The sequence below is a fragment of the Pantoea alhagi genome, assembly GCF_002101395.1.
GTDB classification, from domain to species: Bacteria; Pseudomonadota; Gammaproteobacteria; order Enterobacterales; family Enterobacteriaceae; genus Mixta; species Mixta alhagi.
The window spans coordinates 3,862,428-3,889,387 of the sequence record NZ_CP019706.1; the positions used below are offsets into that span (position 1 = coordinate 3,862,428).

Genomic DNA, 26,960 nt, shown 5'->3' on the forward strand with positions numbered 1-26,960 from the left:
AAGGGCTGCCACACGGCAGCCCTTATTATTACATGGCGTAGGAAAGCAGAACTTGCGTTTTGGTATCGGTATGATCCGGCGCAGACTCTGGCGGGTTGTTATTCCAGGTCACGTTATAGGTCAGCTTCAATGCAAAGTGCGCGTTAATTGCCACCTGCAGGCCGGTCTCAGAGTTAACCGTGGTGTTGTCATTAAAGCTGCTCAACACCGAGGCACCCTGAATAAATTTGGTGGTATCGGTCATCTGCCACTGATAGCTCATCGCACCGTAGCCCAGTCCCTGCGTTTCATATCCGCCATCATGGAAATCGTCATAGCGTACGCCCGGACCAAATTCCACACGCAGCGAATGCACCGGGCCGTTCAGGATTTGACGACCGTAACCGGCAGCCAGCACATCACGCGAATCATAGCCGTTAAAACGATCGCTAAGCCAGCTGGCCTGACCGAACAGATAGTCATGGTCGGTCATGTTATAACGTGTACGTCCACCTACCTGATAGGTTTCGGAAGAACGCTCATCGTTAGAAGACGTGTTGGCTGCGTTGCCCCACAGGCTGTACGCGGTATTCGGCTGATACCACGTCATATTGGTCTGGGCGGTTAATGAAGAACTTTTGGTGTTTCCGGTCTGTGCTAAATACCCCGCCGCCGCATTGCCTTCAAAGGTTTTTTTAGCGGTAGAGGGATCGTCCATAACGGTAAATACGGTGTTATCAGCCATGGCCTGATGACACAAAGCGCCCGCAGAAAGTAATAGCGCGGCAGAAAACTTATTAAGCAAATTCATTTATTGTGATCCGTACGACAGTTTAAAAAAGGGAGAGTCTGAAGAGTTTTACGCTGCAATCAACGTCATTTACCGTAAATTTTGTAAACAGGCGTTAAATAGCGCGAATACCTAAGCATCCAAAGGAAAAGATGTCATGAATTGGATTTTTCTTATTAACGGCGCGCATTATAAAGGGTAATCAGGCGAAACGCAGCACGGTGGAAAAAATATTTTTTCCCTTTATAAATCAAAGAAAAGCACGCCGGCAGCGTGCTTAAAACCGCAGTTACTTTTGTGGAGCTGCCGAGCCTAATACGCCCTGGCCTTCCGGGATGGTAGTAAAACGCGTGACGATTTCATGCCAGCTGTTAGCAGGATCAAGCTGATCGAACGACCGGGGATAAATAAATTTCGCCAGATATTCAATACCCACAATATTCCATGGGTGATTATAGAAATTATGATAAACCCCATAAAAATGCCCTTCTTTCACTGGCTGTAACTGTGCAAAGCCCGGGCGCTGTTTCATTCTATTAAATGCCGCATCAACCTGCTGCTGCGTTACGCCATAGCCAAACGGCACGGCCGCATTATTTTTGCTTGCCCACTGTGAACCCGACACGATATAGGCGTCCGGCTTTATGGCGATCACCTTCTCAAGTGATACCTCGCCGGTTGCACCCGGCAGCAGCTCAGAGCCGATATTGGTCGCGCCGACCGCTTCCACCATAGAACCCCAGCCAACATGGCCGTGGGTATAACAGCAGGATTCCAGCCCGGCCAGCCCGGCTTTGGCTTCAATAAAGACGCGCGGTTTCGGGGAAACCGTCCGCACCTTATCCTGAATTGCCTGGTAGTGCTGCTGATAAAAATCGGTGTACTGCTGCGCTTCCTGCTCACGATTAAGCGCCTCACCCAACAGCGTTACGCTGGCTGGCGCATCCTTTACCGGGTCTTTAAAAGTATCAATAAACAGCACGGGAATATTCAACTGCTTAAGCTTTGCCAGCACGCCGGTCTGGGTTAACGACGGTTTTGAGCGCAGCTGTGCAATCATTAAATCTGGCCGCTTGGCGATAACGCTTTCAAGATTTACCTCGCCCTTATCGCTGAAGCCCATATCGGTAATCTGCTCCGCCTGCGGCCATTTGCCCAGCATCAGTTGCCAGGTTTGCCCGTCGCTTTTCTTTAACAGGTTATTCCAGGCCACGACACGCTGAAAAGGATCCGCGCGATCCAGCAGCGCCAGCGCCAGAATATCGCGTCCGTCCTGAACCACGATTCGCTGCGGCTCCTTAGCCAGGGTGATTTTCTGCCCATCGAAATCGGTCAGGGTAATGGGATAAGTGGTTGCTACGGCAGATGCGGAAGCCGCCAGCATAACAACCGAGGCAGAAAATTTTATTGCGCGATGCACATCGTTCTCCTTGTCACAGACGGTGCCTGTTCAACTATTATTCAAAAGGTTAGTGCCATAATAATAATGATAATTAATCGCATTATCAAACCTGTTTTGTTACTGGTTCGCCGCTTTGGCTGTGATGGTCTAAGCTGAAAATTCTTTCGGGAACAACGAGGTGAATATGAGCCCATCAAGTGTGACCCGTTATGTTGTTACCTTTCGTTACCAGGACAAGGGGCTGACTGCCGGTCTTGAACTCAACAGCGCGATGACTAACAGCGGTTTTAGCGCTACCCTGCAGGATGATGAGGGCCATACGCACGAGCTGGGTACCAACAGTTACGGCATCGTCAGCGCTAAAAGCGCCGATGAGATCCGTCAGCAGGCCATCAGCATTGGCGAAATCGCTCTGGAGAGTGAGCCGGAGGTGGAGGTACAAACCTTTGTGGATTATATCCAGCAGAACCGCCCTTGACGCCTGAAGAGCGATCTGCGCGTTGGCGCCGATTTTTATGCTCTTTCATGACACAGCGAAAATGAGGATAGCCCCATGTGGTCAGCCATAAGTCGTCTGTTGAGTGAACAATTAGGACACGCGGAAATTACCCAGCGCACGGAGCTGCCTGCCGGTGAAGTTCATGCTGCCTGGCAAATTCGCTATGGCGAACATCAACTCTTTATGAAGTGCAATACGCAGGAGATGCTGAGCGCCTTTACTGCCGAAGCGGATCAGCTGGCGCTGCTGGCACGCAGCCAGACGGTACGCGTGCCGAAAGTGTATGGCATCGGCAGCGATCGCGATTACAGTTTTCTGCTTCTGGAATATATTCAGCCGCGTCCGCTGGATGAAGCCAGCGCCTTTCAGCTGGGGCAGCAGCTTGCCCGCCTGCATCAGTGGAGCGAACAGCCACATTTCGGTCTTGATTTCGACAATAATATTACCACTACGCCTCAGCCCAATGTCTGGGTGCGTCGCTGGTCACGCTTCTTTTCCGAGCAGCGGATCGGCTGGCAGCTTCAGCTGGCAGCGGAAAAAGGCATTTTGTACGGTAATACCGAGTTGATTATCGATTGCGTTCAGCGCGCGCTGGCGACTCATCATCCTCAGCCCTCGCTGTTGCATGGCGATTTATGGCCCACTAACTGCGCGGGCAGCGAAAGCGGAGCGTGGATCTATGATCCCGCCTGCTACTGGGGCGATCGTGAATGCGATCTGGCGATGCTTTCCCACTATCCCGTTTTTCCGGAAAAAATTCTGGCAGGTTATCAGTCGGAATGGCCGCTGCCGGAGGATTATCTGCTGCGTCAGCCGGTTTATCAGCTTTATTACTTGCTCAACCGCGCCAATGTGTTTGGCGGTGCCTGGCTGAACGAGGCGCAACGCGCGGTGGGCCTGCTGCTGGAACGGGATGAACAGCAGAAAAATCGGGCCTGAAGCGATCATTGTTCAGGCCCGTTACGCTGTTCAGATAAAACCGGTTAGTGACAGCACAAAGTAGCCTGCCAGGGCGATAACGATCGGCAACACATAGAGCGGGAAGATTTGCAGGAAAATAGTATGCCGCGGCACCATGATTTTCTCCTCCAGCTGCTGTCGGCTGCGTCCTTCCTCGCCTTTTACCTGTTCCAGGATCAGCATATCTTCGATCCCTTCTTTTATATGGCGCGACTGCCGCCACATACGTGCGCCCGATGCCCGCAGCGCCAGACCCACAAAGATCAGGATATAGATAAGCCAGAAACCGATATTGCCACCCGCATTAAAGTCGGGCACCGGAGAATTACGCCAGAAAAAGCCAAGAAACGGCGTATTGAAACGGATCATATCGATCATTACGTGAATAAAATCGAGCAGCACCGCATCAATGCCGGGCCGCTTTTCGCTGTGCGTGAACATAAAATTCATTAGCGATACCAACGTGGAAATCAGCGCCGGTAGAAAAATAATCCAGCCAGCCACGCGTTTGATAATGGCAACACGGCCAGCCTGTTGATAAGTCATGGTTTCTCCTTGCACCTGTTGTCTGGCAGTAAGTCTACCTGCTGTCAGGGAAAAGTGCCTGGAAAAAAGCGCTGCTAACTATTTTGTCCTGTGAGTCCCGCCATGCCTGCTGGAAAGCTTCATGCTATGTTAAAGACAAAATGTGAAAATGGAGCCTTGTATGACCTACACCCGACCTGTACTGGCCGCGATATTTGATATGGACGGCTTGCTGATTGATTCTGAACCCTTATGGGATCAGGCGGAAATGGATGTATTCGCCACGCTGGATGTTGATCTGTCGCGTCGTAGCGAACTGCCGGATACGCTGGGCCTGCGTATCGATCAGGTGGTGCGCATGTGGTACGAAACGCTGCCGTGGAATGGCCCCAGCCAGCAGGAGGTTGCCGACCGCATCATTACCCGCGCCATCAATCTGGTGGAAGAGAAAAAACCGCTGCTGCCGGGCGTGGAGCAGGCGCTACAGCTCTGTCGGTCTGAAGGTTTAAGAATCGGTCTGGCTTCCGCCTCACCGTTGCATATGCTGGAAAAAGTGCTGGCGCTGTTTAATCTGCGCGACTATTTCGAGGTGCTGGTCTCCGCCGAGGCGCTGCCCTACAGCAAACCGCATCCGCAGGTCTATCTGGATGCCGCAGCACGTCTCGGTGTGGATCCGTTAAACTGCGTCACGCTGGAAGATTCCTTTAACGGCATGATTGCCACTAAAGCGGCGCGTATGCGTTCAGTGGTGGTTCCCGCAGCTGAATATCGCAGCGATGCGCGTTGGGCGCTGGCGGACGTTAAGCTGGATTCGCTGTTACAACTCACAGCCCAGCAGTTAAAGGGCTACTGACTTTTACCCTGCCTGCGCGTTGCAGGCAGGCTATTCCCTTTGCTGCCTGCCTCTTTGACTCTGCTGTTGGTCTCCGGGCGCCGCCACGCCCTGCTTTATCCCCACTGTTTTTTTCCGCAAATATGATCCGACGTGCAAAATAAATAAAACAGCATTTCATTTTTATTGAATTCGTATGCCGACCTGCCTATGATTCTGTTAACGACAAGCGTATTCCTGATTTATGGGTTTTAACCTCAGAGAGGCATCGACATGCAAGTTCGTCAAAGCATCCACAGTGACCATGCCCGTCAGCTTGATACGGCTGGCTTACGCCGCGAATTTCTTATTGAGAACATATTCACGGCTGACAACTACACCATGACCTACAGCCATATTGACCGCATTATCGTTGGCGGCGTAATGCCGGTGCGTGAAAGCGTCACCATCGGCAGCGAAGTGGGCAAGCAACTGGGTGTGAGTTATTTTCTGGAGCGCCGCGAACTGGGCGTGATCAATATTGGCGGGCCGGGCCTGATTGAAGTTGATGGCAAAGCCTGGGAGATCGGCAATCAGCAGGCGCTCTATGTCGGCATGGGCGCGCAGTCGGTGGTGTTTAAAAGCGTAGATGCCAGCCAGCCCGCGAAATTTTATTACAACAGTGCCCCGGCCCATATGCGTTACCCGGATAAAAAAATCACCCTGGAAGAGGCCTCGTCTGCCACGCTGGGCGATCCCGCCACCAGCAACCGCCGCACCATTAATAAATTTATCGTGCCGGATGTGTTGCCAACCTGCCAGCTCACCATGGGCCTGACCAAACTCGAAGAAGGCAGCCTGTGGAACACCATGCCCTGCCATACCCATGAACGCCGTATGGAAGTTTACTTTTACTTCGATATGGATGAGGAAACCGCCGTGTTTCATATGATGGGCCAGCCGCAGGAAACGCGTCATCTGCTGGTGCATAACGAGCAGGCGGTAATTTCGCCGAGCTGGTCGATTCACGCCGGCGTCGGCACCAAACGCTATACCTTTATCTGGGGCATGGTGGGTGAAAATCAGGTCTTTGACGATATGGATCACGTCAAAGTCAGTGAACTGCGTTAACGACGATTACAGGAAGCAAAAAATGATACTGAATGCATTTAATCTCGAAGGAAAAGTGGCGCTGATTACCGGCTGTAATACGGGTCTGGGTCAGGGAATGGCTGTGGGGCTGGCGCAGGCGGGCTGTGATATCGTCGGCGTTAACCACTCTGGCGCGGATGACACTCCCTCGCTGGTGGAAGCTACCGGCCGCCGCTTTATCAACATCAATGCCGACCTGATGGACAGCAGCTGCATCCCGCAAGTGGTGCAACAAGCGGTTGCCGCCTTTGGTCGCATCGATATTTTAGTTAATAACGCCGGTATTATTCGCCGCCAGGATGCGATTGAATTCAGCGAGCAGAACTGGGATGACGTGATGAATATCAACAGCAAAACGGTATTCTTCCTCTCGCAGGCGGTGGCGCGTCAGTTTATCAGTCAGGGCAACGGCGGCAAAATCATCAATATCGCCTCCATGCTCTCTTTCCAGGGCGGAATTCGGGTGCCATCCTATACTGCGTCTAAAAGCGCGGTAATGGGCCTGACGCGGTTGATGGCCAATGAGTGGGCGGCACATAACATTAATGTTAACGCCATCGCCCCGGGCTATATGGCAACCAACAACACCGAGCAGCTGCGTAACGATGAAGATCGCAGTCAGGAAATTCTTGGCCGTATTCCGGCCGGACGCTGGGGTAAACCGGACGATATGATGGGGCCGGTAGTGTTCCTGGCTTCATCCGCTTCTGATTATGTTAACGGCTATACGCTGGCGGTCGACGGCGGCTGGCTGGCACGCTAATGGTTACCGGACAGGGCCTGGCTCTGTCCGGTATTCACTTTTGGTTACAGCGTCACAACTTCCCTTCTACTGTATAAATCCCCTATACTGGATAGATTGACAGTTATGTATCCAGGTTATCTCCATGACGGCCGAAGGCCACGTTATTTTCGCCATTGCCAGCGCTATTTTTGCCAAGCGCGCTGAGCTTACGCCAGAGCTGGCTAACGGCGACTGGTGGCACATTATTCCGGCGGTACTGCTGACCTGCCTGCTGCCTGATATCGATCATCCCCGCTCAACCCTTGGGCAGCGTTTTCGCTGGATTTCCCAGCCCATTGCGCGGGCGTTCGGGCATCGTGGCTTTACCCATAGTTTGCTGGCGGTGCTGGGCGGCATCGTGCTGCTACAGTTTAATCTGCCGCACGGTTCGCCGTTGCCGGGCGATGCCATGCACGGCATGGTATTAGGCTATCTCAGTCATATTGCGGCTGATATGCTCACGCCCGCTGGCGTGCCGCTGTTGTGGCCATGCCGCTGGCGCTTTCGACTGCCGCTATTAAACACTAAATCAGGCAACCAGCTGGAACGCCTGTTCTGTCTGGCGCTGGTTGCCGGGGCGTTATGGTTTCCGCCAGGCATGCCCCAGTTCGGTGCGGACGGCTGGCCTGCCCGCGTAATGAATAATGTGCAGACGGGCATCGATCGTCTGCTGAACTAAGCGCCTGCTGCATTTGCATACAAAATCAGACAAAAAGTTATAACCCATTCCATTCGGATCTAATAGCGTCAGGTGCTGACCTGATACCATTTCGCCATTGCGCAACACACTGCGCCGATAAAAACACTTCTTCCTGCCCCACAGGCTGCGTTTTAACGCGGCGGTGGGGTAATCTCATGGAGAAAAAAAATGAATGTTCCGCTTATTTTGAATATTTTGACGTTTATCGTCCTGCTGGTGGTGTTATCCCGGCTTGGCCGCCAGGGCTGGAGCCTGTCGAAAAAAGTATTAGTTGGTCTGGTCATTGGTGTGCTGTTTGGCCTGGCGCTGCATCTGATCTATGGAGACAACGCAGCGGTACTGAAAGAGTCGATTAGCTGGTTTAACGTGGTAGGCAACGGTTACGTTCAGCTACTGCAGATGATCGTGATGCCGCTGGTATTTGTCTCTATTCTCAGCGCCGTGGCGCGTTTACATAACGCTTCCTCACTGGGGAAAATCAGCGTGCTGACCATTGGCGTCCTGCTGTTTACTACCGCTATCGCGGCGCTGGTCGGGGTATTTGTCACTACCCTGTTTGGCCTGACCGCCGAAGGTCTGGTGCAGGGCGCGCAGGAAACGGCTCGTCTGTCGGCCATTCAGTCTAACTATGCGGGTAAAGTCGCCGATCTCAGCGCGCCGCAAATGCTGCTCTCTTTTATTCCGAAAAATCCCTTTGCCGATCTGGCCGGTGCTAACCCCACCTCCATTATCAGCGTGGTAATCTTTGCCGCTTTCCTTGGCGTTGCCGCTTTGCAGTTGTTAAAGGATGACCGGGAAAAAGGTGAGCGCGTCCTGAAAGCGATTGAGGTTTTACAGCTGTGGGTAATGAAGCTGGTTCGCCTGATCATGAAGCTGACGCCATATGGCGTGCTGGCGCTGATGACCAAGGTGGTCGCCAGCTCTAACCTGCAGGATATTATCAAGCTCGGCGGCTTTGTGGTGGCCTCATATCTGGGCCTGGCGATTATGTTTGGCGTACATGCCCTGCTGCTGTCGGTTAACGGTATTAATCCGCTGCGCTTTTTCCGTAAGGTATGGCCGGTGATCACCTTTGCCTTTACCAGCCGCTCCAGTGCCGCTTCTATACCGCTTAACGTGGAAGCACAGACCCAGCGTCTCGGCGTGCCGGAATCTATCGCCAGCTTCTCCGCCTCATTCGGTGCCACTATCGGACAGAACGGCTGCGCCGGTCTTTATCCTACTATGCTGGCAGTAATGGTTGCGCCGACAATGGGCATCAACCCGCTGGATCCGGTATGGATCGCTACGCTGGTCGGTATCGTGACGCTGAGCTCAGCCGGTGTGGCGGGCGTCGGTGGCGGTGCAACCTTTGCCGCGCTGCTGGTGCTGCCGGCGATGGGGCTTCCGGTTACGCTGGTTGCCCTGCTTATCTCTATCGAGCCGCTGATTGATATGGGCCGCACCGCGCTGAATGTTAATGGTTCAATGACGGCCGGTTCCCTCACCAGCCGCTGGCTGCGCCAGACAGACAAGGCGCTGCTTAATAGCGACGATCATAGCGAACTGGCACATCGCTAACGCCGCTGTCCCCTGACAGTCGACCTGAGCCTGCAGCGTTCAGGTCGGACAAACCCCATAAGGGCCGGATTTTCTGGCCCTTATTTTTTCTCTGCGGCTTGCCTGGCGACGCTTTCTTTTCAACCGCCTTAATGCGCTATAACACAAAATCCCGGAAATTCCAGGCGTACCTAATGTGCTGTTCTATAGTTAATGGAGCCTTAAACGACATCAACAGGAGCAATGCTAATGTCGAAAGAAACCGATAATAAGGAGCTGAGCCACAGCGCACCGGCTACAGGCCCCGAATCTGCCAGGCCAGGTCTGGATTCTTTAGCCCCAGCGGATGGATCGCATCAACCCTCTTCCGAACCGACGCCGCCAGGCAAACAGCCTACCGCGCCGGGAAGCCTCAAGTCGCCCAACACGCGTAACGCCAAACTCGATCAACTGGACGCGCACCGCAAAGGCGGTGAGAACTTTCCGCTGACCACCAATCAGGGCACGCGCATCGCCAACGATCAAAACTCACTGAAGGCGGGAACGCGCGGCCCGACGCTGCTGGAAGATTTCATTATGCGTGAAAAAATCACGCATTTTGACCATGAACGCATTCCCGAGCGTATCGTGCATGCGCGCGGTTCAGCTGCGCACGGCTATTTCCATCCCTATCGCTCCATGAGCGACATCACCAAAGCGGATTTCCTGCGCGATCCCAGTCAGGCCACCCCGGTCTTTGTCCGTTTCTCCACGGTTCAGGGCGGCGCCGGTTCCGCCGATACCGTGCGGGATATTCGCGGCTTCGCCACCAAATTTTATACGCAGGAAGGCGTGTTTGACCTGGTGGGCAATAATACGCCGGTATTCTTTATTCAGGACGCGCATAAATTTCCTGACTTTGTCCATGCGGTGAAACCCGAACCGCATAATGAAATCCCGCAGGGACAAAGCGCGCACGATACCTTCTGGGATTACGTTTCGCTGCAGCCGGAAACGTTGCATAACGTGATGTGGGCGATGTCCGATCGCGGTATTCCGCGCAGCTATCGCACCATGGAAGGATTTGGCATTCATACTTTCCGCATGATTAACGCAGAAGGTAAAGCAACCTTTGTCCGTTTCCACTGGAAGCCGGTGGCAGGCAAAGCGTCGCTGCTGTGGGACGAGGCGCAAAAGCTGACCGGCCGCGACCCTGATTTCCATCGCCGCGATCTATGGGAAGCGATTGAGGCGGGCGATTATCCGGAATATGAACTCGGCGTGCAGCTGATCCCGGAAGCGGACGAATTTAAGTTTGATTTTGATCTGCTGGATGCCACCAAGCTGATCCCTGAAGAATTGGTGCCGGTAGAGCTGATCGGTAAAATGGTGCTGAACCGCAACCCGGATAATTTCTTTGCCGAAACCGAGCAGGTTGCCTTCCATCCGGGCCATATTGTGCCAGGACTCGACTTTACTAACGATCCGCTGCTGCAGGGGCGCCTCTTTTCCTATACCGATACGCAAATCAGTCGCCTCGGCGGTCCGAATTTCCATGAGATCCCTATTAACCGCCCGGTCTGCCCTTACCATAACTTCCAGCGTCAGGGCATGCATCGCATGGATATTGATACTAATCCAGCGAACTATGAACCGAATTCTATCAACGATAACTGGCCGCGCGAAACGCCGCCGCAGCCGCGTCGTGGCGGTTTTGAAAGTTATCAGGAACGCATCGAAGGCCACAAGGTACGCGAGCGCAGCCCGTCGTTCGGCGAATACTATTCCCAGCCGCGTCTGTTCTGGCTAAGCCAGACGCCTATTGAGCAGCAGCATATTATTGAAGCCTTCTCTTTCGAGCTGGGTAAAGTTGCCCGTGCCTATATTCGCGAGCGCGTCGTGGATCATTTGCTGCATATTGATGTGTCGCTGGCGCATGGCGTGGCGCAGAATCTGGGCATTGCGCTGTCGGATGAGAAGCTGCATACCGCGCCGCCTAAAGATGTTAACGGCCTGAAAAAGGATGCCAGCCTGAGCCTGTATGCCATCTCGAACGGCAATATCAAAGGCCGTCAGGTTGCTCTGTTGGTGAGCGACGGCGTGAAAGCGGCCGACGTGCTGGCAATTTTGCAGGAGCTGAAAGCGCACGGCGTGCACGCCAGGCTTTTGGCCTCGCATATGGGACAGGTGCGCGCCGATGATGGCTCCAGCCTGCCGATTGACGGCACCTTTAGCGGCCTGCCTTCGGTTACGGTGGATGCGGTGATTGTGCCGGACGGTAATATTGATGCGCTGCTGCTGAGCGGCGATGCACGCTATTATCTGCTGGAGGCCTATAAACATCTGAAGGTTATCGGCCTGAGCGGCGATGCACGCCGTTTCAAAGCGCAGTTTGGTCTGGGCGACGATGAGCCTGAAGAAGGGCTGGTTGAGGATGTGAAAGCCGAAGGAGTACTGATGAGCGAGTTTATCGCTTTCCTCGGCGCGCACCGCATCTGGTCTCGCAGCCAGAAAGCGCTAAGCGTACCGGCCTGATGCCGTTGGCGGGCTATTTAGCCCGCCACGTTAAGAAAGCGTTAAGCATAGTAACCATGCGCTAAATCGCCCTTTTCCCGCTTGTTTTTTCCCGCGTTCAGGTCAATTCTGCTGTGAGTTAATGCAGGAGAATTATCATGAAAAAGGTTATCGCATCGCTACTTGCCCTGACGCTAACCACACCGGTTATCGCCCTTGCCCATCCAGGCGAACCAGGCCCGGGCTGGCACCATGGCGGCGACGGTCCCGGCTGGGGACGTCCGGCCCCCTTCCGCTTCCTGCCAGAGGCGGCAACCGCCGTGTTGATTGGCGGCCTCACTTACTACTTACTCAACGGCACCTATTACCAACGCCAGGGAGAAACCTACGTGGTGGTAAAACCGCCTGCAGAACGCGTTACGCTCGATAACAGCATGCATGCGCTTGACTACAACGGGCGACGCTATTATGTGCAGGATGGGCATTACTATGAACGCAATATTAATGGGGAATATCTTGAGGTACCGCGTCCGCCGGGGCTATAGGCTGGGATAATATGGGACACAGGAAAGCCTGTTGTGCAGCGGCCCTGTCTGATGGAACAGCCATCGTTCTACACAGAAAGCAGAAACAGCAGAGGCGGCCTTTTCAGGCCGCCTCTGCTAATTTCGTTCAGATCTTACTGATTGGCCTGCGGGTCGGTATCGTACTCTTTACAGCTCTGGAAGCCGTAGTTCATCACGCGACCCGTGTCGTTATAGCTGACAAAATAGGTCTGCGGTTTGCCGTCACGCTCGCCCAGTACATAAGTCTGACAGGTACCGCGCGCGTGTACCATGGTGATTTCAGTGGATGCCGGGCCAGCTACCTGACGAACCTGTTCACGCGTCATGCCTTTTTTCACATCCTTTACGACGGGCTGAGTAACGAAACTTTCAGCACGATCGTAAGCGGTACAGCCAGACAACACCGCTAAAGCCACTGCAGCACCAATAAATCCTGTGAGTTTTTTCATCTTTATGTTCCTCATTTATTGTCCATGTGAAGTAATCCTGGAACATAACTACTGATTTATCAAATTTATGCCGTAGATTTGTTGGTTTTCAGCCGACTCTTATTTAGCGTTGCGCAAGGGTCATTGCCCGGGGAAATCATTGCCAGGCGAAACCGTGGGGAAACCAGGCGTAAAACCGTATAATCGCGCCGCCTGCCCCCGCAGTGATAATGCAGCCCGCAGAGAACTGCGCAATAAATGCTCCACACCGTTTTAGACAGGGAGAAAAAAAGCAACATGACTTCAACCCATCGTAACCCTATTGGCTATGCGATAAGCCTTGGCCTGCTGGCGGCGTTAGGGCCGCTATGCATCGATCTTTATCTGCCAGCGTTGCCTGACCTGGCTGCAGACCTGAACACGCCCACTGCTACCGCGCAGCTAAGCCTCACCGCCGGTCTGCTTGGACTGGGCGTAGGACAGTTACTGTTTGGCCCGCTCAGCGATAAAATGGGCCGTCTGCGACCGCTGAATCTGTCGCTGATCCTGTTGATTATTGCTTCGGTGGGCTGCGCGCTGGCGCAAAACATCGATCAGTTATTACTGGCGCGCCTGTTTGAAGGGCTGGCTGGCGCTGGCGGCGCGGTACTGTCACGCGCTATCGCTCGCGACATGTATAGCGGACACGATTTAACGCGTTTTTTCGCTCTGCTGATGCTGGTGAATGGTCTGGCCCCGATTGCCGCACCGGTGATGGGCGGCGCGTTGATGGCTTTCCTTGACTGGCGCGGGCTATTTATGGTGCTGGCGCTAATCCCGCTGCTGCTGCTGATTATGGTGCGCGTTAAGCTGCATGAAACCCTGCCGCCCGGGCAACGCAGCCAGGGCTCCCTGCTCTCTGCCTGGGGAGCCCTGGGCAAAGTGGTAACCCATCGTCCCTTTATGGGTTTTTGCCTGACGCAGGGGTTTATGATGTCCGGGATGTTTGCTTATATCGGCGCGTCACCTTTTGTCCTTCAGCAGATCTACGGCCTGTCGCCACAGGCATTCAGCTTCTGCTTTGCGCTGAACGGACTGGGGCTGATTATCGCATCACAAACCAGCGCCCGCCTCTGTCCGCTATGGGGTGAATATCGCGTGCTGAAAGGCGGACTGACGCTGGCATTTATTGCGTCCACCAGTCTGGTTTTAACCGGCCTCACCGGCGCAGCGCTGCCGCTGGTGCTGGTCGCATTGTTCTTTACCGTGGCCAGCAATGGCGTCATCTCCGTTACCGCTGCATCGCTGGCGATGCAAAGCCAGGGCAAACGCGCAGGCAGCGCCTCGGCGGTGATTGGCGTCACCATGTTTACCCTCGGGGCGATCAGCGTGCCGGTTACCGGCCTGGGCGGCACCTCGGTGTTAACCATGACCTTTACTATCTTTGGCTGCTACGTGTTGGCAATCACAACCTTCATCCTGCTGGCAAAAAAACCGCAAACTGTCTGAATTAACCGCGCCTGAACATTTCTCAGGCGCAAACCCGCTTGTCGTTTTGCCTGATGCACGTTAGCTTTAACAGGATACGCATTCGCAACGAGCCATCAGGCTACTGATTTAAGGAGTGGTTTATGTCACTGCAGCAGGAAATAATTAAGGCGCTGGATGTCAGGCCAACGATCGATGCCAGAGAGGAAATCCGCACCAGCGTTGAGTTTTTGAAATCCTATCTGAAAGCCCATCCCTTTTTAAAAACTCTGGTGCTGGGCATCAGCGGCGGTCAGGATTCTACCCTCTGCGGCAAATTGAGCCAGCTGGCTATCAGCGAACTGCGCGAAGAAACCGGTAACAGCGACTATCAGTTTATTGCCGTGCGTCTGCCGTATGGCGTACAGGCGGATGAAAAAGATTGTCAGGATGCGCTCGATTTTATTAAGCCCGATCGTACGCTGGTGGTAAACATCAAAGAAGCGGTGCAGGCCAGCGAGCGAGCGCTGAAAGAGGCAGGTATCGAGCTTAGCGATTTTGTGCGCGGCAATGAAAAAGCGCGCGAACGTATGAAAGCGCAGTACAGCATCGCCGGCATGACCCAGGGCCTGGTAGTGGGTACCGACCATGCGGCTGAAGCGGTTACCGGCTTCTTTACCAAATATGGCGACGGCGGCACCGATATTAACCCGCTGCACCGCCTGACCAAAGGCCAGGGTAAAATGCTGCTGAAAGAGCTGGGCTGCCCACAGCACCTCTATCTCAAACACCCAACGGCGGATCTGGAAGACAATCGTCCGGGCCTGCTGGATGAAGTGGCGCTGGGCGTTAGCTATGGTCAAATCGATGCCTATCTTGAAGGCCAGCAGATCGATGAATCTGCCGCCAAAACTATAGAAGGCTGGTATCTGAAAACCGAGCATAAGCGTCGCCTGCCGGTCACCGTTTTTGACGATTACTGGAAAAAATAATCGCTCTGCGGGCAGACTGCCGCGTGTGGCCTGCTCGCTTCCTCTCTTTTGGCTTACGCTCTTTCCGCCCCGCTCAGCCTTTTCGTCACTTCCTTTTTCCCGGCCAGGATACCCGTTATTTTTGCGATATGCGCAAGTGGCTCAATCTTTCCCCCTTCTCCGGACGATGATAGAGCCTGCAATGCGCCGTTTTTTTGCACTGTTCAATTTCCGCCCCGGCTGATAGACTGGATATGCAACCAGTAAACGGAGTCACCTGTGGTAAGACGTGCTGCCAGCCACCGCCTTGAATTTGAAGCGGCGGCCATTTATGAATATCCCGATCATCTTCGCTCATTCCTGGCCGACATTCCTAAGCTGCCCGGCGTCTATACGTTTCACGGCGACAGCGACGTTATGCCGCTCTATATCGGCAAAAGCATTAACTTGCGTACGCGGGTAATGTCACATTTCCGCACGCCGGATGAGGCAAAAATGCTGCGCCTGACGCGCCGTCTGAGCTGGATAACCACCGCCGGCGAACTGGGGGCGCTGCTGCTGGAAGCGCAAATGATCAAAAACCAGCAGCCGTTGTTCAACAAACGACTGCGGCGCAACCGGCAGCTCTGTTCGCTTCAGTGGGACGGCATCTCTCAGCCCGCCATTGTTTATGCGCGCGATCTCGATTTCTCCGCCTCACCTAACCTGTTTGGGCTTTATTCCAGCCGCCGCGCGGCGCAGGAGACGCTCAAGTCTGTCGCCGATGAACATCAGCTCTGCTATGGCCTGCTGGGGCTGGAAAGCCACAGTAAAAACCGCGCCTGTTTCCGTGCCAGCCTGAAACGCTGTGCTGGCGCCTGCTGCGGCAAAGAGCCGGTGAGCGATCACCATCAGCGATTGCTGGCCGCGCTGGAGAAAGTCCGCGTAGTGTGCTGGCCGTGGCCGGGCGCCGTCGCGCTGGTGGAGCAAGGCCCACAGGAAACGCAGATGCACATTATCCATAACTGGTTTTACCTTGGTTCCGTCAGCCACCTCGACGAGGCGAAAAGTCTCACCAGTCCGCCAAAGGGCTTTGATAATGACGGCTACAAATATCTTTGCCGCCCGATGCTGAGCGGAAAATATCCAATTATCCCGCTCTGATCCCGGCACCGCTTCGCATGAACTGTGATTTGCGTCTACCTTTTAATCAGTTGTGTCGCCGTTTATTAGACACTTTACTGATGGAAAGGAGAACATATGTCTCAACACGATCACAGTAAGTTTTCTCGTCGCCAGGTGGTTGGCGGCCTGGTGGGCAGCATGGCGGTTACCGGTATGGCTGTAGCAGGCAGCGCCAGCGCAGCGGAAAGCGGTAGCGCCGGTGCAGCCTCAAATAACGTTCCGCCGCTAACCGGTAAAAATCCGCTCGACGCTTTTCCCAAACCCCCTTTTGAACGCCAGCCGCAGGATCCGCCGGGCCTGGCCAGTAAGATGGTGCCGCGCCCCGATCACGGTGAAGAAAGCTACCGTGGCAGCGGACGTCTCACCGGCCGCAAAGCGCTGATCACCGGCGGCGATTCCGGTATTGGCCGCGCCGTGGCGATTGCCTACGCGCGTGAAGGTGCCGATGTCGCAATTAACTATCTGCCGGAAGAAGAGTCGGATGCCAAAGAGGTCATCGATCTGATCCAGGCGGCGGGTCGTAAAGCGGTTGCTATCCCTGGCGATATTACCGATGAGGCTTTTTGTCAGAAACTGGTTAACGATGCGGCAACGCAGCTTGGCGGACTGGACATCCTGGTTAACAATGCTGGCCGACAGCAGTATGTGGAGTCGATTACCGATTTGACCACCGAGTCGTTCGACAAAACCTTCAAAACCAACGTCTATGCGATGTTCTGGATCACCAAAGCGGCGATGGCGCATCTGAAGCCGGGTTCAGCCATCGTCAATACTTCTTCGGTCCAGGCGGGCAAACCCAGCGCCATTCTGCTGGACTACGCGCAAACCAAAGCAGCGATTATTGCCTTTACCAAAGCACTGGCAAAACAGGTAGCAGAAAAAGGGATTCGGGTCAATGCCGTTGCGCCGGGTCCTTACTGGACGCCGTTACAATCCAGCGGCGGTCAGCCGATGGAAAAAGTGATGAAATTTGGCGAGGAAGCGCCGTTTGGTCGGCCAGGGCAGCCGGTTGAGATCGCCCCGCTCTATGTCACGCTGGCCTCAGCGGAAAGCAGCTTTTCTTCAGGTCAGGTCTGGTGCTCTGACGGCGGCACCGGCACCTTCTGATAAAAAAAACCGCCGACGCTGCCCACGGCGCAGGGCCATGGACAACGTCGGCGGTCTCAGAAATTATCCCGCGCGACGATTATTCGTCAGCTGGCGGTGGAGTCATCTTACCGTCACGCATCGGCTTTTCAGTCAGACGTTTCTCAAAATTAGCGTTGTACTGCTTTTTCTGTTCCGGCGTCAGTACGTTATAGAGTTTGTTCTGCGTTTCCATCATCGCCAGAGCGTTTTCTTTCGCATTGGCGGTCATTTTCTCAGCCTGCGCTTCCGCTTTGCTGCGGTCGAAACTATCGGCGGCGATAATCGCGTGATTAGCGCGGCGCTCTTCCAGTGACGGACGTTTCATATCTTTGCGGGCATCTTTCATGATGTCACGCATCTGCTGTTTCTGCGCATCCGTCAGGTTCAGGTTTTTGAACATCCCCATCGGGCCATGTCCCATCGGACCTTTATGATGCATCGCCTGCTCGCTGCCTGCTGGCGGCGGGGTGATGTTATCTGCTGCGTGAGCAACGCTCGCCGCACCGAAAGCCAGAGCCGATGCTACCAAAATAGAGGTGAGTTTACGCATTGTATTGTCCTTACTTATCAGTTTTATGACGACAGCTGATGTCGCTGCTACGGAAATGAGTCTACGACACCAAACGTCAAGTACTCAGAGTCTGAGTAAAGCCCTGAAAGCATAGAAGATAAATATGCAGCAATCCTGGAGAGAATAAGAAGATTAGGGTGAAGAATTGCAAAAGAATATGACACTATGCGGAAAAAAGAGGAAATCGTGGAGAAGTGTAACCCTGAGCACAGAATAGAGGAAAGAAAAAGTTAACGCCTGCGAGAGGAATTCTTCTCCTGCGCTGTTTTTGTGAGCTGCCGCGCGAGCGCTTATTCATTTGCCAAAAGATATGCCGTTTCCCCACCTTAACTTTATGCGCCTGTACAGTGCCCCCGCCCCGCCTGTTTTTTATACTATTGTCGGTTAATTCCAGTTAATGCTGAAAAATACTTCAAAAAGCCTCTCTCTCTTATTTCCCTACTTTTAAGGTGTATGGCATGAAAATAACAAGCATTGAGGTAATACGCCTCAGCCTCCCTTTTGACAGCGATCGCCCAACGGCGACAGAGCAGGAAACCGCATGGAACGCCGCCTCGCCGGCTCTTAAACAGATGGAAACGCTGCTGGTGCGCATAGAAACCAGCAGCGGCATCCATGGCTGGGGCGAGGCTTTTGGCCATCTTGCCAACCCGGTGACGCTTCAGGCTCTACAGCAGCTGGTGATCCCCTGCTTTTTAGGCAAACCGGTTCCACAGAGCCGCGCCGCGCTGGAGGCGCTAATGGCAGAGGCGGAAAAAGCGCTGCATGGCTTTGGTCGTGGCGGGCCGGTGCGCTTTGGCCTGTCAGCCATCGATATCGCGCTATGGGATCTGCTGGGACAGCAGCTTGCTCAACCGCTGTGGCAGCTGCTGGGGGCCCGCCGTCAGCAAATTGGTCTCTATGCCAGCCTGGTCAGCTATAACAACCAGCCGGAAGAGGTTGCCCGTCAGGTCATGCGCGCCTGGCAGGCGGGATTCCGTACCCTGAAGCTGCATGAAACTGAGTATGCGGCGATTGCAGCAGCCCGCGCAGCCCTGCCGCCAGAGGCGACGCTGATGGTGGATGTGAACTGCCCCTGGACGGTGGAAGAAGCCAGCCTGCGTGCGGCTCAACTAACGGAGCTGAAGCTGGGCTGGCTGGAAGAGCCGGTCTGGCCACCGGAGGATGCGCATGGTCTGGCAGCGGTGCGCAGTGCGGGAACGCCGATCGCCGCAGGAGAGAATGCCTGCGGCGAGTGGGGGTTCACCGAGCTGTTTGACAACGCCGCCATCGATGTGGCTCAGCCCAGCGTGGCGAAAGTAGGCGGCATTAGCGCGCTGCTGCGCGTAATTAAACGGGCGAACACGCATCAGGTAAAGGTCGTTCCCCACTGCTTTTATTACGGCGCCGGGCTGCTGGCGACGGCGCATATTGTGGCAGCGCTACCCGACGAGGTTCAGCTGGAAGTGCCGTTTATCCGTTTCGCCTCCCCACTCTATCCCCAGCTCGCATTTTCGCCGACCTTGATGCTCCCGGACGCGCCGGGGCTGGGCTTTACGCCTGATGAACAGGTAATGAAACAGCATACTGTCAGCCATTTGCAAATCGATATGGAGGGAACCCGTCATGTTTAAAAATTACCGCAGCGTTGTAGCTCTGCTTCTGTTTTTTGCCGGAATGTTGAACTATCTCGATCGGGCAGCCTTATCGGTTATGGCTCCGCTGGTAAAAAAAGATCTGCATATTGACGATGCGCAGATGGGCATTCTGTTTAGCTGCTTTTTTATCGGCTACTGTCTGTTCTGTTTTTTAGGCGGCTGGGCAGCAGATCGCTTTGGACCGCGTCGGGTATTTGGCTGGGCGGCAGCAGTCTGGTCACTGTTTTGCGGCGCTACCGCGCTGGCGGGCAACTTCACCCATCTGCTGATTATGCGTGTGCTGTTCGGGATTGGCGAAGGTCCAATGGGCACCACCACCAATAAATCGATCTCCAACTGGTTTCCACGTAAGGAAACTGGCCGCGCGGTGGGTTTTACCAATGCCGGGCAGCCTTTGGGCGCTGCGGTGGCGGCTCCGATAGTGGGTCTGGTGGGGTTGCATTTCGGCTGGCGCCTCTCCTTTGTGGCGATTGCGCTACTGGGTTTTGTCTGGCTGGGCTTCTGGCTGTGGCTGTTCCGGGATAAGCCGGAAGATCATCCGCGCGTTAGCGACGCTGAACGTCATCTGATTAAAGCGCACCGCCCCGCTACCCGCATCGCTGAAGCAGGAACCCGTCCGGCAGGCATCTGGCGCTACGTGTTCTCGCTACCGGTATTGGGCGTGGCCGCCGCTTTTTTCTGCTTTAACTATATCCAGTTCTTTTTCCTCTCCTGGCTGCCGAGCTATCTGACCGATTACCAGCATCTGGATATTAAAAGCATGAGTCTGATCGGCATTCTGCCGTGGCTGGGCGCAACGGCGGGCTTTATTGGCGGAGGGTTGATTTCAGATGCTATCTATCGGCGCACCGGGAATTTTCTGTTGTCACGCAAGCTGGTGATTTTTGCCGGGCTGGCGGTTGCGGGAGTCAGCGTGATGTTTACCGCCTGGACTGACAACATCATCTTCGCCGTTGCGTTGATCACGCTCGCCAGCGTGTTTGCCTATATGACGCCGCAGGCGTGCTGGTCACTGTTGCAGGATATTGTTCCGGCGGAACGCATCGGCACGGCGGGTGGCTTTGTTCATTTGCTGGCAAACCTGGCGGGGATCCTCTCTCCGGCGATCACCGGCTTTCTGATCCAGTTCGGCGGGGGCTACTCTTCCGCCTTCCTGCTGGCCAGCGCGCTGGCGCTAACCGGAATTGCGATGCTGGCGCTGTTTGTACGTCAACAGAGCGTAATAAGGCTACGCGCACTGGCGTAGCGCGGTATGTACGGCCCGGTCATTCTGGGCCGCTTTGGCTATCTATGCGCCGCCGCGTCACCGCTCAGCGCCGCGTTATGAGCATTATCTTCCACCAGCATTAAACCGGCACGCAGGCCAGCGGCGACATTGGGATTGGGAAACAGAACATACTCTTGCGCCTGCTGCACGAAATAACGCGTTTTGCCATCTTCCGCCAGCAGCGTGCCCTGCGGAAAAGCGGTGAAGTTCAGCGTCTGCGGGTTCATGTGCAGCTGAAAATGTTCGCTGTTACGTGTTATCTGCTGCGTTACCCGATAACGGCGCGGTGTCACAGTGGCTTCCGGCAGCGGTACGCCAGCGATCAATGACGTTAGCGCCTGCTGCGCTGCCTGAAACTGCGCCAGATCGTTATGACCGAACGGCAATGCCTTGCCCAGCTCCAGCGTACAGCTGGCAGCCTGAAAGTGCTCGCTGCTGTAATGGCTGAAGGTGCCGCCTGGCGCGCGATGAAACACCAGCGCCTCCATGCCCGCCGCCGCCAGCCAGTGCAAAAATGCCTCAGGCCAGGGCTGCGTACTGAACGGCAACACGCCGAAGCGCGTATGATAAGAGTCGCGAATCGCGGTATGCAGATCGAGATGCCAGCGCGTCTCCTGATGCGCTCCGGCCTGCCAGAATGTCTCCAGCGCCTGCTCCAGGCATAAAGCACGCTGCGCTTCAGGACAATTTTCAAACTGCTGCCAGCGTCCGCCGAACAGCCGGTTTAAATCGCAGCGCAGATAGCGTTCTCCGGCGCGCAACGCAGGCGGGTTGCCGAGCAAGACCAGCAGCCGCACCGTCAGCGGTAATTCTCCCTGTAACAGCCGGGTCACTATTGCATTCAGGATCTCTACCGGCGCGGTCTCATTGCCATGAATACCGGCTGAAATAACCACAGCCTGTTGAGCCTGTACCAGCGGGGTCAGCTCAAGGATCCCCTCATCCAGCCATCGCCAGTGCAGATTTGGCAATGTCCCACTGGTTATTGTCGGCGGGTTGCCGGAAAGCGTTTGCTGTAACAAATCCTGCATGAAATCTCCTGTGACGCGGAAAACCGACGACGCGAAACCATCGCGCCGTCGGGCCTTTATTCCTGCTGGAATGGATAAACACTTCCTAAGTCTAGCAAACGCGTCAGCTCATCCAGTGCTTCGCGCCCTTCGTTCAGTAATTGCGGATCGGCCAAATCGGCCTGGGTAAGCCGATCGCGGTAGTGACGATCGACCCACTGGTTAAGCGTGGCGAACAGTTGATCGTTCATCATTACCGCCGGGTTAACCGCCTGCTGTTCGGTAGCGTTAAGCGCCACGCGCAAACGCAGACAGGCCGGACCGCCGCCATTGTTCATGCTTTCGCGCAGATCGAACACTTTTAGTTCGCGAATCGGTCCGCCGCTCTCCACCAGCTCCGTGAGATATTGCCAGACGCCGCTATGCTGACGTGCCTCCTGCGGCAGTACCAGCAGCATAGTACCATCGTCCCGGCTCAGTAGCTGACTATTAAACAGATATGTGGCGACCGCGTCTGTCACCGACACGCGATTGTCCGGCACGATAACTGGCGTAAAGCCGGGCACTCTTTCGCTTAAATCCGTCAGCAGCTTATCCTGATGCAGAAACGCCAGCTGATGGCAAAACAGCACCTGCTGGTTACTGACGGCAATAACATCATTATGGAAAACGCCCTGATCGATTACCGCCGGGTTCTGCTGCACAAACAGCGTGCGGGCCGGATCGAGCTGATGCAGCCTGGCCACCGCCTCGCTGGCCTCCCGGGTCTGGCGCGCTGGATAGCGCGCCGGTACCAGGCCGCCATGACTCTCTTCGCGACCATAGACAAACAGCTGCAAGCCCGGCTCACCGTAGTCGCCGCCAAAGCGATTATGATTAGCAGCACCCTCATCTCCCAGCAGCGCCACCTGCGGCAGCGCAGAGTGATGAGCGAAGTAGCGCTCGTCGCGGAAAATCGCGCGCAGCAGCGCGCCGGTGGTCTGCGACTCAATGGCGCGGTGAAATTTATTGTTCAGGTTCGCCACGGTGAAATGCGTTTTGCCGTCAGCGCTGTCGGCAGAAGGCGAAACCGTGGCGGCATTCGCCACCCACATGGCAGAGGCGGAACTCACCGCCGAGAGCAGCTGCGGCGCCTGCCGTGCTGCTTTAGCCAACACCTGCGCGTCGCTGCCGCTAAAGCCCAGCCGACGCAGCATCGGCAGATGGGGCCGTTCGTGCGGCGGGATCACGCCCTGCGCGAAACCGGCATCCGCCAGCGCCTTCATTTTCAGCAATCCCTGCTGCGCCGCCAGCTTAGGATTAGAGACCTGATGCTGATGGCGGGTGGAGGCTTCATTACCAAACGACAGGCCCGCATAGTGATGGGTCAGTCCCACCAGCCCATCAAAATTCACTTCTCTGGCTTTCATGAGCGCGTCTCCGGCTGGCTGAAGTCGAGACCCGGCGACAGCGTCGCAGGCAGGGTAAGATCGGGGGTTTCCAGCGAAGCCAGCGGCCAGGCACAGTAGTCAGCGGCGTACCAGGCGCTGGCGCGATGGTTGCCGGATGCGCCAATACCGCCAAAGGGCGCGGTGCTGGCGGCACCGGTCAGCGGCTTGTTCCAGTTAACAATGCCCGCGCGCGCCTCAATCAGCAGCTGGTCAAATTTCTCACGCTGCGGCGAGATCAGCCCGCACGACAGACCGTAGCGGGTTGCGTTCGCCAGCGCTATCGCCTGCTCAAAGCTGTCGTAGCGCACCACCGCCAGCAGCGGTCCGAACACCTCTTCATCCGCCACGTTACTGACTCCGGTGAGATCGATAATCCCCGGCGTCAGCAGCGCGCTGTCACGCGCTGGCCAGCGCATTTTCAGCAACGGCTTACCGCCTGCCGCAATGCGCTTTTGCCACTCCTGATAAATATGTCCGGCGGCCTGTGGCGAAATCACGCTGCCCATAAACGGCTGCGGCTCATCGTTCCAGCGCCCGATGCGCAGCTGCTGCGTCACTTCCACCAGACGTTGCAGGAACGCGTCGCCTTCCGCGCCGCGCTTCACCAGCAGCCGACGAGCGCAGGTACAGCGCTGGCCAGCGGTAATGAAGGCGGACTGCACGGCAATATGCACTGCCGCGTCAATGTCAGCCACATCCTCTACGATCAGGGCGTTATTCCCGCCCATCTCCAGCGCCAGCATTTTTTCTGGCTGACCGGCAAACTGCCGATGCAGCTGATAGCCAGTGCTGGCGCTACCGGTAAACAGCACGCCGTCAATCTGCGGCTGCTGCGCCAGCGCCTGACCAACGCTTCGGGCGCCCTGCACCAGGTTCAGCACGCCCGGCGGCATACCCGCTTCCAGCCACAGTCGCATGGTCTTTTCTGCGGTCAGCGGCGTCAGCTCGCTGGGCTTAAACACCACGCTGTTGCCTGCCAGCAAGGCAGGAACGATATGCCCATTCGGCAGATGACCGGGAAAGTTGTAAGGGCCGAAAACTGCCAACACGCCATGCGGACGATGGCGTAGCGCACTCTCCGCCTGCTGATGCGTACCGGTACGCTCATGGTAAGCCTTAACGGAGATGGCGACTTTATTGATCATCGCCTGCACTTCGGTCAGCGCCTCCCAGCGCGGCTTGCCGGTTTCACGAGCGATGGTTTCGCTCAGATCGTTTTTGTGCTGTTCCAGCTGAGCCGCAAAATTTTCCGCAATTGCCTGACGGGCAGCGAACGGCTGGCGCGCCCAGGCGGGAAACGCGGCGCGTGCCGCAGCGCAGGCGGCGGCCACCTGCTGTTCATCAGCAGCGTTGCCCTGCCACAGCAGCGCGCCATCCACCGGATCGTTTTTACTCAGGCTTTCACCCTGGCCACTCAGCCATTCTCCATTGATACAGTGCGTCATGCTTTTTTCTCCTCGCTACAAAGTGGCACGGCCCGCAACGTATCGCCGGGCTGACAGCGTAAAATTTCGGCGGCGGCGGCCGGAACGCGTATCTGACCGCTGTTGGGATCGGCGGGCAACAGCAGAACGCGATAATGATGATAGTTATCGTTGCTGACCAGGCAGAGCGGCAACGTATCAGCAACGGACGCCTCCGGATCGATCGCCATGACGGTCACCAAACGGCTCTTGCGAACCGCCCGGATATGTTCAATGTCGCACTCCAGCGTCGGGCCACCGTCAAAGATATCCACATAATTTTGATAGCGGAAACCCTCGGCCTCCAGCACTGCGCGGGCCGGCGCAGTGTGTGGATGAACCTGCCCGATTACCGCCTGCGCCTCTGCCGACAGATAGTGAACATATAAAGGATGCTTGGGCATCAGCTCGGCGATAAAGGCTTTTTGCCCGGTGCCGCTCAAAAAATCGGCCTGGGTAAAGTCCATAGAGAAAAAGTGGCTGCCAACGCTGTCCCAGAACGGCGAGCGCCCCTGTTCATCGCTGACGCCGCGCATTTCGGCCACCACTTTATCCATAAAACGTTCGCGGAAGGCGGCGATAAACAAGAAGCGAGATTTTGACAGCAGATAGCCGTTTTTACCGTCGCGACGTTCAGGGTCGAGAAACAGCGTACAGAGTTCGCTGCTGCCTGTGTGATCGTTGCACAGCGACAGCGTGGCAAGACTGTTATAAACGTCCAGCTCTTTCGAGGCGTGTACCTGGGTGCCGACGCGGAAGTTATACCAGGGATCCTCCAGCCCTACTGCCACCTCAATGGCGCAAATACCGCAGGCCTGGTGGGTGTCGCTGTCGGCCAGCACAAAAACGTAGCCCTGCTGGGCGCGCGGCAGCATATCCTGCCAGGTCTGGATCGAGCGCTCAATGCGCGCCGCCAGCGTTTTGCTGTCGGCGGGCAGCGAGGTCAGACCGCCGCCGGTTTTACCCGCCAGCGCCATCAACTGCGGCAGATCGTCACGCTCTACGGGGCGAATATACATCATCACGACGCTCCTTTAATAACCGACTCGCAGGCGCGTTCAAAGCGGGCCAGCCCCTCTTTAACATCCTGCTCGCTGATAATCAGTGACGGCGCAAAGCGCACCACGTTAGCGCCCGCAATCAGCACCATCACGCCCTCTTCCGCCGCCGCCAGGCTGAACTGTTTCGCCTTGCCGCTGAAGTCTTCATTTAATACGCAGCCAATCAGCAGGCCGAGCCCACGGATCTCTTTAAACAGATGCAGGCGCTGGTTAATGGCGTTCAAACCCTCGGTAAACCAGCGATGGCGCAGATGTACGCCCTCCAGCACCTCCGGACGATTAACCAGCTCCATGACTTTGCCGCCAACAGCGCCCGCCAGCGGGTTACCGCCATAGGTGGTGCCGTGGCTGCCAACGTTCAGCGCCGCACCCAGCTTCTCCGTGGTTAACATTGCGCCAATCGGGAAACCGCCGCCCAGCGCTTTGGCTGTGCTCAGCACATCCGGCGTCACGCCGTAATGCATATAGGCGTAAAGCGAGCCGGTGCGGCCCACGCCGCTCTGCACTTCATCAAAAATCAGCAACGCGTTATGGCGATCGCACAGTTCGCGCAGCCCACGCAGAAAAGCCGGTTCGGCAGGCAGCACGCCGCCTTCTCCCTGGATTGGCTCAACGATGATCGCTGCGGTGTGGTCATTAATCAGACTCGCTACCGACGCAAGATCGTTGAATACCGCATGATCAATCCCGCCCGGCAGCGGCGCAAAATCTTTGGAATAGGCGGGCTGACCGCCTGCCGAGACGGTAAACAGCGTGCGGCCATGAAAGGCATTTTTGAAAGCGATAATGTGACTTTTTTCCGGCCCAAAATGGTCGTGAGCATACTTACGCGCCAGCTTCAGCGCCGCTTCGTTCGCCTCGGCTCCGGAATTGCAGAAAAACACCCGCTCGGCAAAAGTGGCATCAATCAGTTGTTTCGCCAGACGCAAAATTGGTGCATTGGTATACCCGTTGCCGGTGTGCCAGAGTCTGGCCGCCTGCTGCTGCAGCGCCTGCTGAAGTTCGGGATGCGCATGGCCCAGCGCATTAACGGCAATACCACCGGCGAAATCGATATATTCCTTACCGTTTTGATCCCACAGCATTGAGCCTTCCGCACGATCCGGCACAAAACTGGCAGGAGAATAAGCGGGAACCATCCAGCGATCGAAATCCTGACGAGAAACTGACTGTTGCATAGCGGC

Annotated in this window: 25 protein-coding genes; 15 read left to right on the forward strand and 10 right to left on the reverse strand. The window is 55.6% G+C overall.

The genetic code is table 11. The annotated features are described in order from the left end of the window. Window positions 1-28: 28 nt before the first annotated feature. Together B1H58_RS18225 and B1H58_RS18230 are read right to left on the reverse strand one after the other, a co-directional pair. The gene (locus tag B1H58_RS18225; RefSeq protein WP_085071854.1) at window positions 29-790 is read right to left on the reverse strand and encodes a DUF481 domain-containing protein; all 762 of its coding nucleotides are present in this window, start codon (window positions 788-790) and stop codon (window positions 29-31) included. A 268-nt stretch (window positions 791-1,058) separates the two neighbouring features. Further along, window positions 1,059-2,153 (reverse strand): ABC transporter substrate-binding protein, encoded by a 1,095-nt coding sequence (locus B1H58_RS18230; RefSeq protein WP_085072364.1) that lies wholly within the window; start codon window positions 2,151-2,153, stop codon window positions 1,059-1,061. 202 nt (window positions 2,154-2,355) lie between these two features. On the opposite strand from B1H58_RS18230, the gene ghoS reads away from it, so the two are divergent. Next, entirely contained in the window at window positions 2,356-2,649 is a 294-nt protein-coding gene (gene ghoS, locus B1H58_RS18235; protein ID WP_085071855.1) for a type V toxin-antitoxin system endoribonuclease antitoxin GhoS, read from the forward strand. A gap of 75 nt (window positions 2,650-2,724) precedes the next feature. Then, window positions 2,725-3,609, forward strand: coding sequence for a fructosamine kinase family protein (locus tag B1H58_RS18240; protein ID WP_085071856.1), 885 nt, complete (start codon window positions 2,725-2,727; stop codon window positions 3,607-3,609). A 30-nt stretch (window positions 3,610-3,639) separates the two neighbouring features. Here B1H58_RS18240 and B1H58_RS18245 read toward each other — a convergent pair whose 3' ends face one another. Then, window positions 3,640-4,176, reverse strand: coding sequence for a YniB family protein (locus B1H58_RS18245; RefSeq protein WP_085071857.1), 537 nt, complete (start codon window positions 4,174-4,176; stop codon window positions 3,640-3,642). A 160-nt stretch (window positions 4,177-4,336) separates the two neighbouring features. Between B1H58_RS18245 and hxpB the strand changes: the two genes are divergently transcribed. The 7 genes from hxpB to B1H58_RS18280 all read left to right on the forward strand — a co-directional run bounded on the left by hxpB (window position 4,337) and on the right by B1H58_RS18280 (window position 12,179). Beyond that, window positions 4,337-5,008, forward strand: a complete 672-nt coding sequence (hxpB, locus tag B1H58_RS18250) for a hexitol phosphatase HxpB (protein ID WP_085071858.1) — start codon at window positions 4,337-4,339, stop codon at window positions 5,006-5,008. A 252-nt stretch (window positions 5,009-5,260) separates the two neighbouring features. Further along, window positions 5,261-6,097, forward strand: coding sequence for a 5-dehydro-4-deoxy-D-glucuronate isomerase (gene kduI / locus B1H58_RS18255; protein WP_085071859.1), 837 nt, complete (start codon window positions 5,261-5,263; stop codon window positions 6,095-6,097). Window positions 6,098-6,119: 22 nt separating this feature from the next. Then, window positions 6,120-6,881, forward strand: a complete 762-nt coding sequence (gene kduD / locus B1H58_RS18260) for a 2-dehydro-3-deoxy-D-gluconate 5-dehydrogenase KduD (RefSeq protein ID WP_085071860.1) — start codon at window positions 6,120-6,122, stop codon at window positions 6,879-6,881. Between the two features lie 124 nt (window positions 6,882-7,005). Then, entirely contained in the window at window positions 7,006-7,581 is a 576-nt protein-coding gene (locus B1H58_RS18265) for a metal-dependent hydrolase (RefSeq protein ID WP_085071861.1), read from the forward strand. 189 nt (window positions 7,582-7,770) lie between these two features. Next, window positions 7,771-9,162 carry an L-cystine transporter gene (locus B1H58_RS18270; protein ID WP_085071862.1) on the forward strand — a complete coding sequence of 464 codons (1,392 nt, stop codon included), beginning with the start codon at window positions 7,771-7,773 and terminating at the stop codon, window positions 9,160-9,162. A 228-nt stretch (window positions 9,163-9,390) separates the two neighbouring features. Further along, complete coding sequence (katE, locus tag B1H58_RS18275) at window positions 9,391-11,655, forward strand: catalase HPII (RefSeq protein WP_085071863.1); 2,265 nt, start codon at window positions 9,391-9,393, stop codon at window positions 11,653-11,655. Window positions 11,656-11,792: 137 nt separating this feature from the next. Next, window positions 11,793-12,179 (forward strand): DUF6515 family protein, encoded by a 387-nt coding sequence (locus tag B1H58_RS18280; protein WP_085071864.1) that lies wholly within the window; start codon window positions 11,793-11,795, stop codon window positions 12,177-12,179. Window positions 12,180-12,313: 134 nt separating this feature from the next. Here B1H58_RS18280 and osmE read toward each other — a convergent pair whose 3' ends face one another. Continuing rightward, window positions 12,314-12,649: an osmotically-inducible lipoprotein OsmE gene (osmE, locus tag B1H58_RS18285; protein ID WP_085071865.1), complete on the reverse strand. Its 336-nt coding sequence runs from the start codon at window positions 12,647-12,649 to the stop codon at window positions 12,314-12,316. A 276-nt stretch (window positions 12,650-12,925) separates the two neighbouring features. Between osmE and B1H58_RS18290 the strand changes: the two genes are divergently transcribed. The 4 genes from B1H58_RS18290 (at window position 12,926) to B1H58_RS18305 (ending at window position 17,316) form a co-directional block, all read left to right on the forward strand. Then, window positions 12,926-14,116, forward strand: a complete 1,191-nt coding sequence (locus B1H58_RS18290) for a multidrug effflux MFS transporter (protein WP_085071866.1) — start codon at window positions 12,926-12,928, stop codon at window positions 14,114-14,116. A 122-nt stretch (window positions 14,117-14,238) separates the two neighbouring features. Further along, a complete protein-coding gene (gene nadE / locus B1H58_RS18295) occupies window positions 14,239-15,066 on the forward strand; it encodes an ammonia-dependent NAD(+) synthetase (protein ID WP_085071867.1) in 828 nt (275 codons plus the stop codon). 258 nt (window positions 15,067-15,324) lie between these two features. Next, complete coding sequence (cho, locus tag B1H58_RS18300) at window positions 15,325-16,188, forward strand: excinuclease Cho (protein ID WP_085071868.1); 864 nt, start codon at window positions 15,325-15,327, stop codon at window positions 16,186-16,188. Between the two features lie 96 nt (window positions 16,189-16,284). After that, the gene (locus tag B1H58_RS18305; protein WP_085071869.1) at window positions 16,285-17,316 is read left to right on the forward strand and encodes an SDR family oxidoreductase; all 1,032 of its coding nucleotides are present in this window, start codon (window positions 16,285-16,287) and stop codon (window positions 17,314-17,316) included. Between the two features lie 79 nt (window positions 17,317-17,395). Here B1H58_RS18305 and spy read toward each other — a convergent pair whose 3' ends face one another. Beyond that, a complete protein-coding gene (spy, locus tag B1H58_RS18310) occupies window positions 17,396-17,887 on the reverse strand; it encodes an ATP-independent periplasmic protein-refolding chaperone Spy (protein ID WP_085071870.1) in 492 nt (163 codons plus the stop codon). A 479-nt stretch (window positions 17,888-18,366) separates the two neighbouring features. On the opposite strand from spy, the gene B1H58_RS18315 reads away from it, so the two are divergent. Then, on the forward strand, window positions 18,367-19,521 hold the full coding sequence (locus B1H58_RS18315) for a mandelate racemase/muconate lactonizing enzyme family protein (protein ID WP_085071871.1): 1,155 nt from the start codon (window positions 18,367-18,369) through the stop codon (window positions 19,519-19,521). Continuing rightward, window positions 19,514-20,791, forward strand: a complete 1,278-nt coding sequence (locus tag B1H58_RS18320) for an MFS transporter (RefSeq protein WP_085071872.1) — start codon at window positions 19,514-19,516, stop codon at window positions 20,789-20,791. Before B1H58_RS18315 ends, B1H58_RS18320 begins: the two co-directional genes overlap by 8 nt. Window positions 20,792-20,829: 38 nt before the next feature. Here the strand turns inward: B1H58_RS18320 and astE are convergent, their stop codons facing one another. The 5 genes from astE to B1H58_RS18345 are packed head-to-tail and all read right to left on the reverse strand — an operon-like array spanning window position 20,830 to window position 26,954. Beyond that, window positions 20,830-21,843, reverse strand: a complete 1,014-nt coding sequence (gene astE, locus B1H58_RS18325; protein WP_085071873.1) for a succinylglutamate desuccinylase — start codon at window positions 21,841-21,843, stop codon at window positions 20,830-20,832. Window positions 21,844-21,899: 56 nt separating this feature from the next. Next, window positions 21,900-23,231: an N-succinylarginine dihydrolase gene (gene astB / locus B1H58_RS18330; RefSeq protein WP_085071874.1), complete on the reverse strand. Its 1,332-nt coding sequence runs from the start codon at window positions 23,229-23,231 to the stop codon at window positions 21,900-21,902. Continuing rightward, window positions 23,228-24,697, reverse strand: coding sequence for a succinylglutamate-semialdehyde dehydrogenase (astD, locus tag B1H58_RS18335; protein ID WP_085071875.1), 1,470 nt, complete (start codon window positions 24,695-24,697; stop codon window positions 23,228-23,230). Before astD ends, astB begins: the two co-directional genes overlap by 4 nt. Beyond that, window positions 24,694-25,737, reverse strand: coding sequence for an arginine N-succinyltransferase (gene astA, locus B1H58_RS18340; protein WP_085071876.1), 1,044 nt, complete (start codon window positions 25,735-25,737; stop codon window positions 24,694-24,696). The genes astD and astA overlap by 4 nt, the downstream gene beginning before the upstream one ends. Then, window positions 25,737-26,954: a bifunctional succinylornithine transaminase/acetylornithine transaminase gene (locus B1H58_RS18345; protein WP_085071877.1), complete on the reverse strand. Its 1,218-nt coding sequence runs from the start codon at window positions 26,952-26,954 to the stop codon at window positions 25,737-25,739. The genes astA and B1H58_RS18345 overlap by 1 nt, the downstream gene beginning before the upstream one ends. Between the last annotated feature and the right edge of the window lie 6 nt (window positions 26,955-26,960).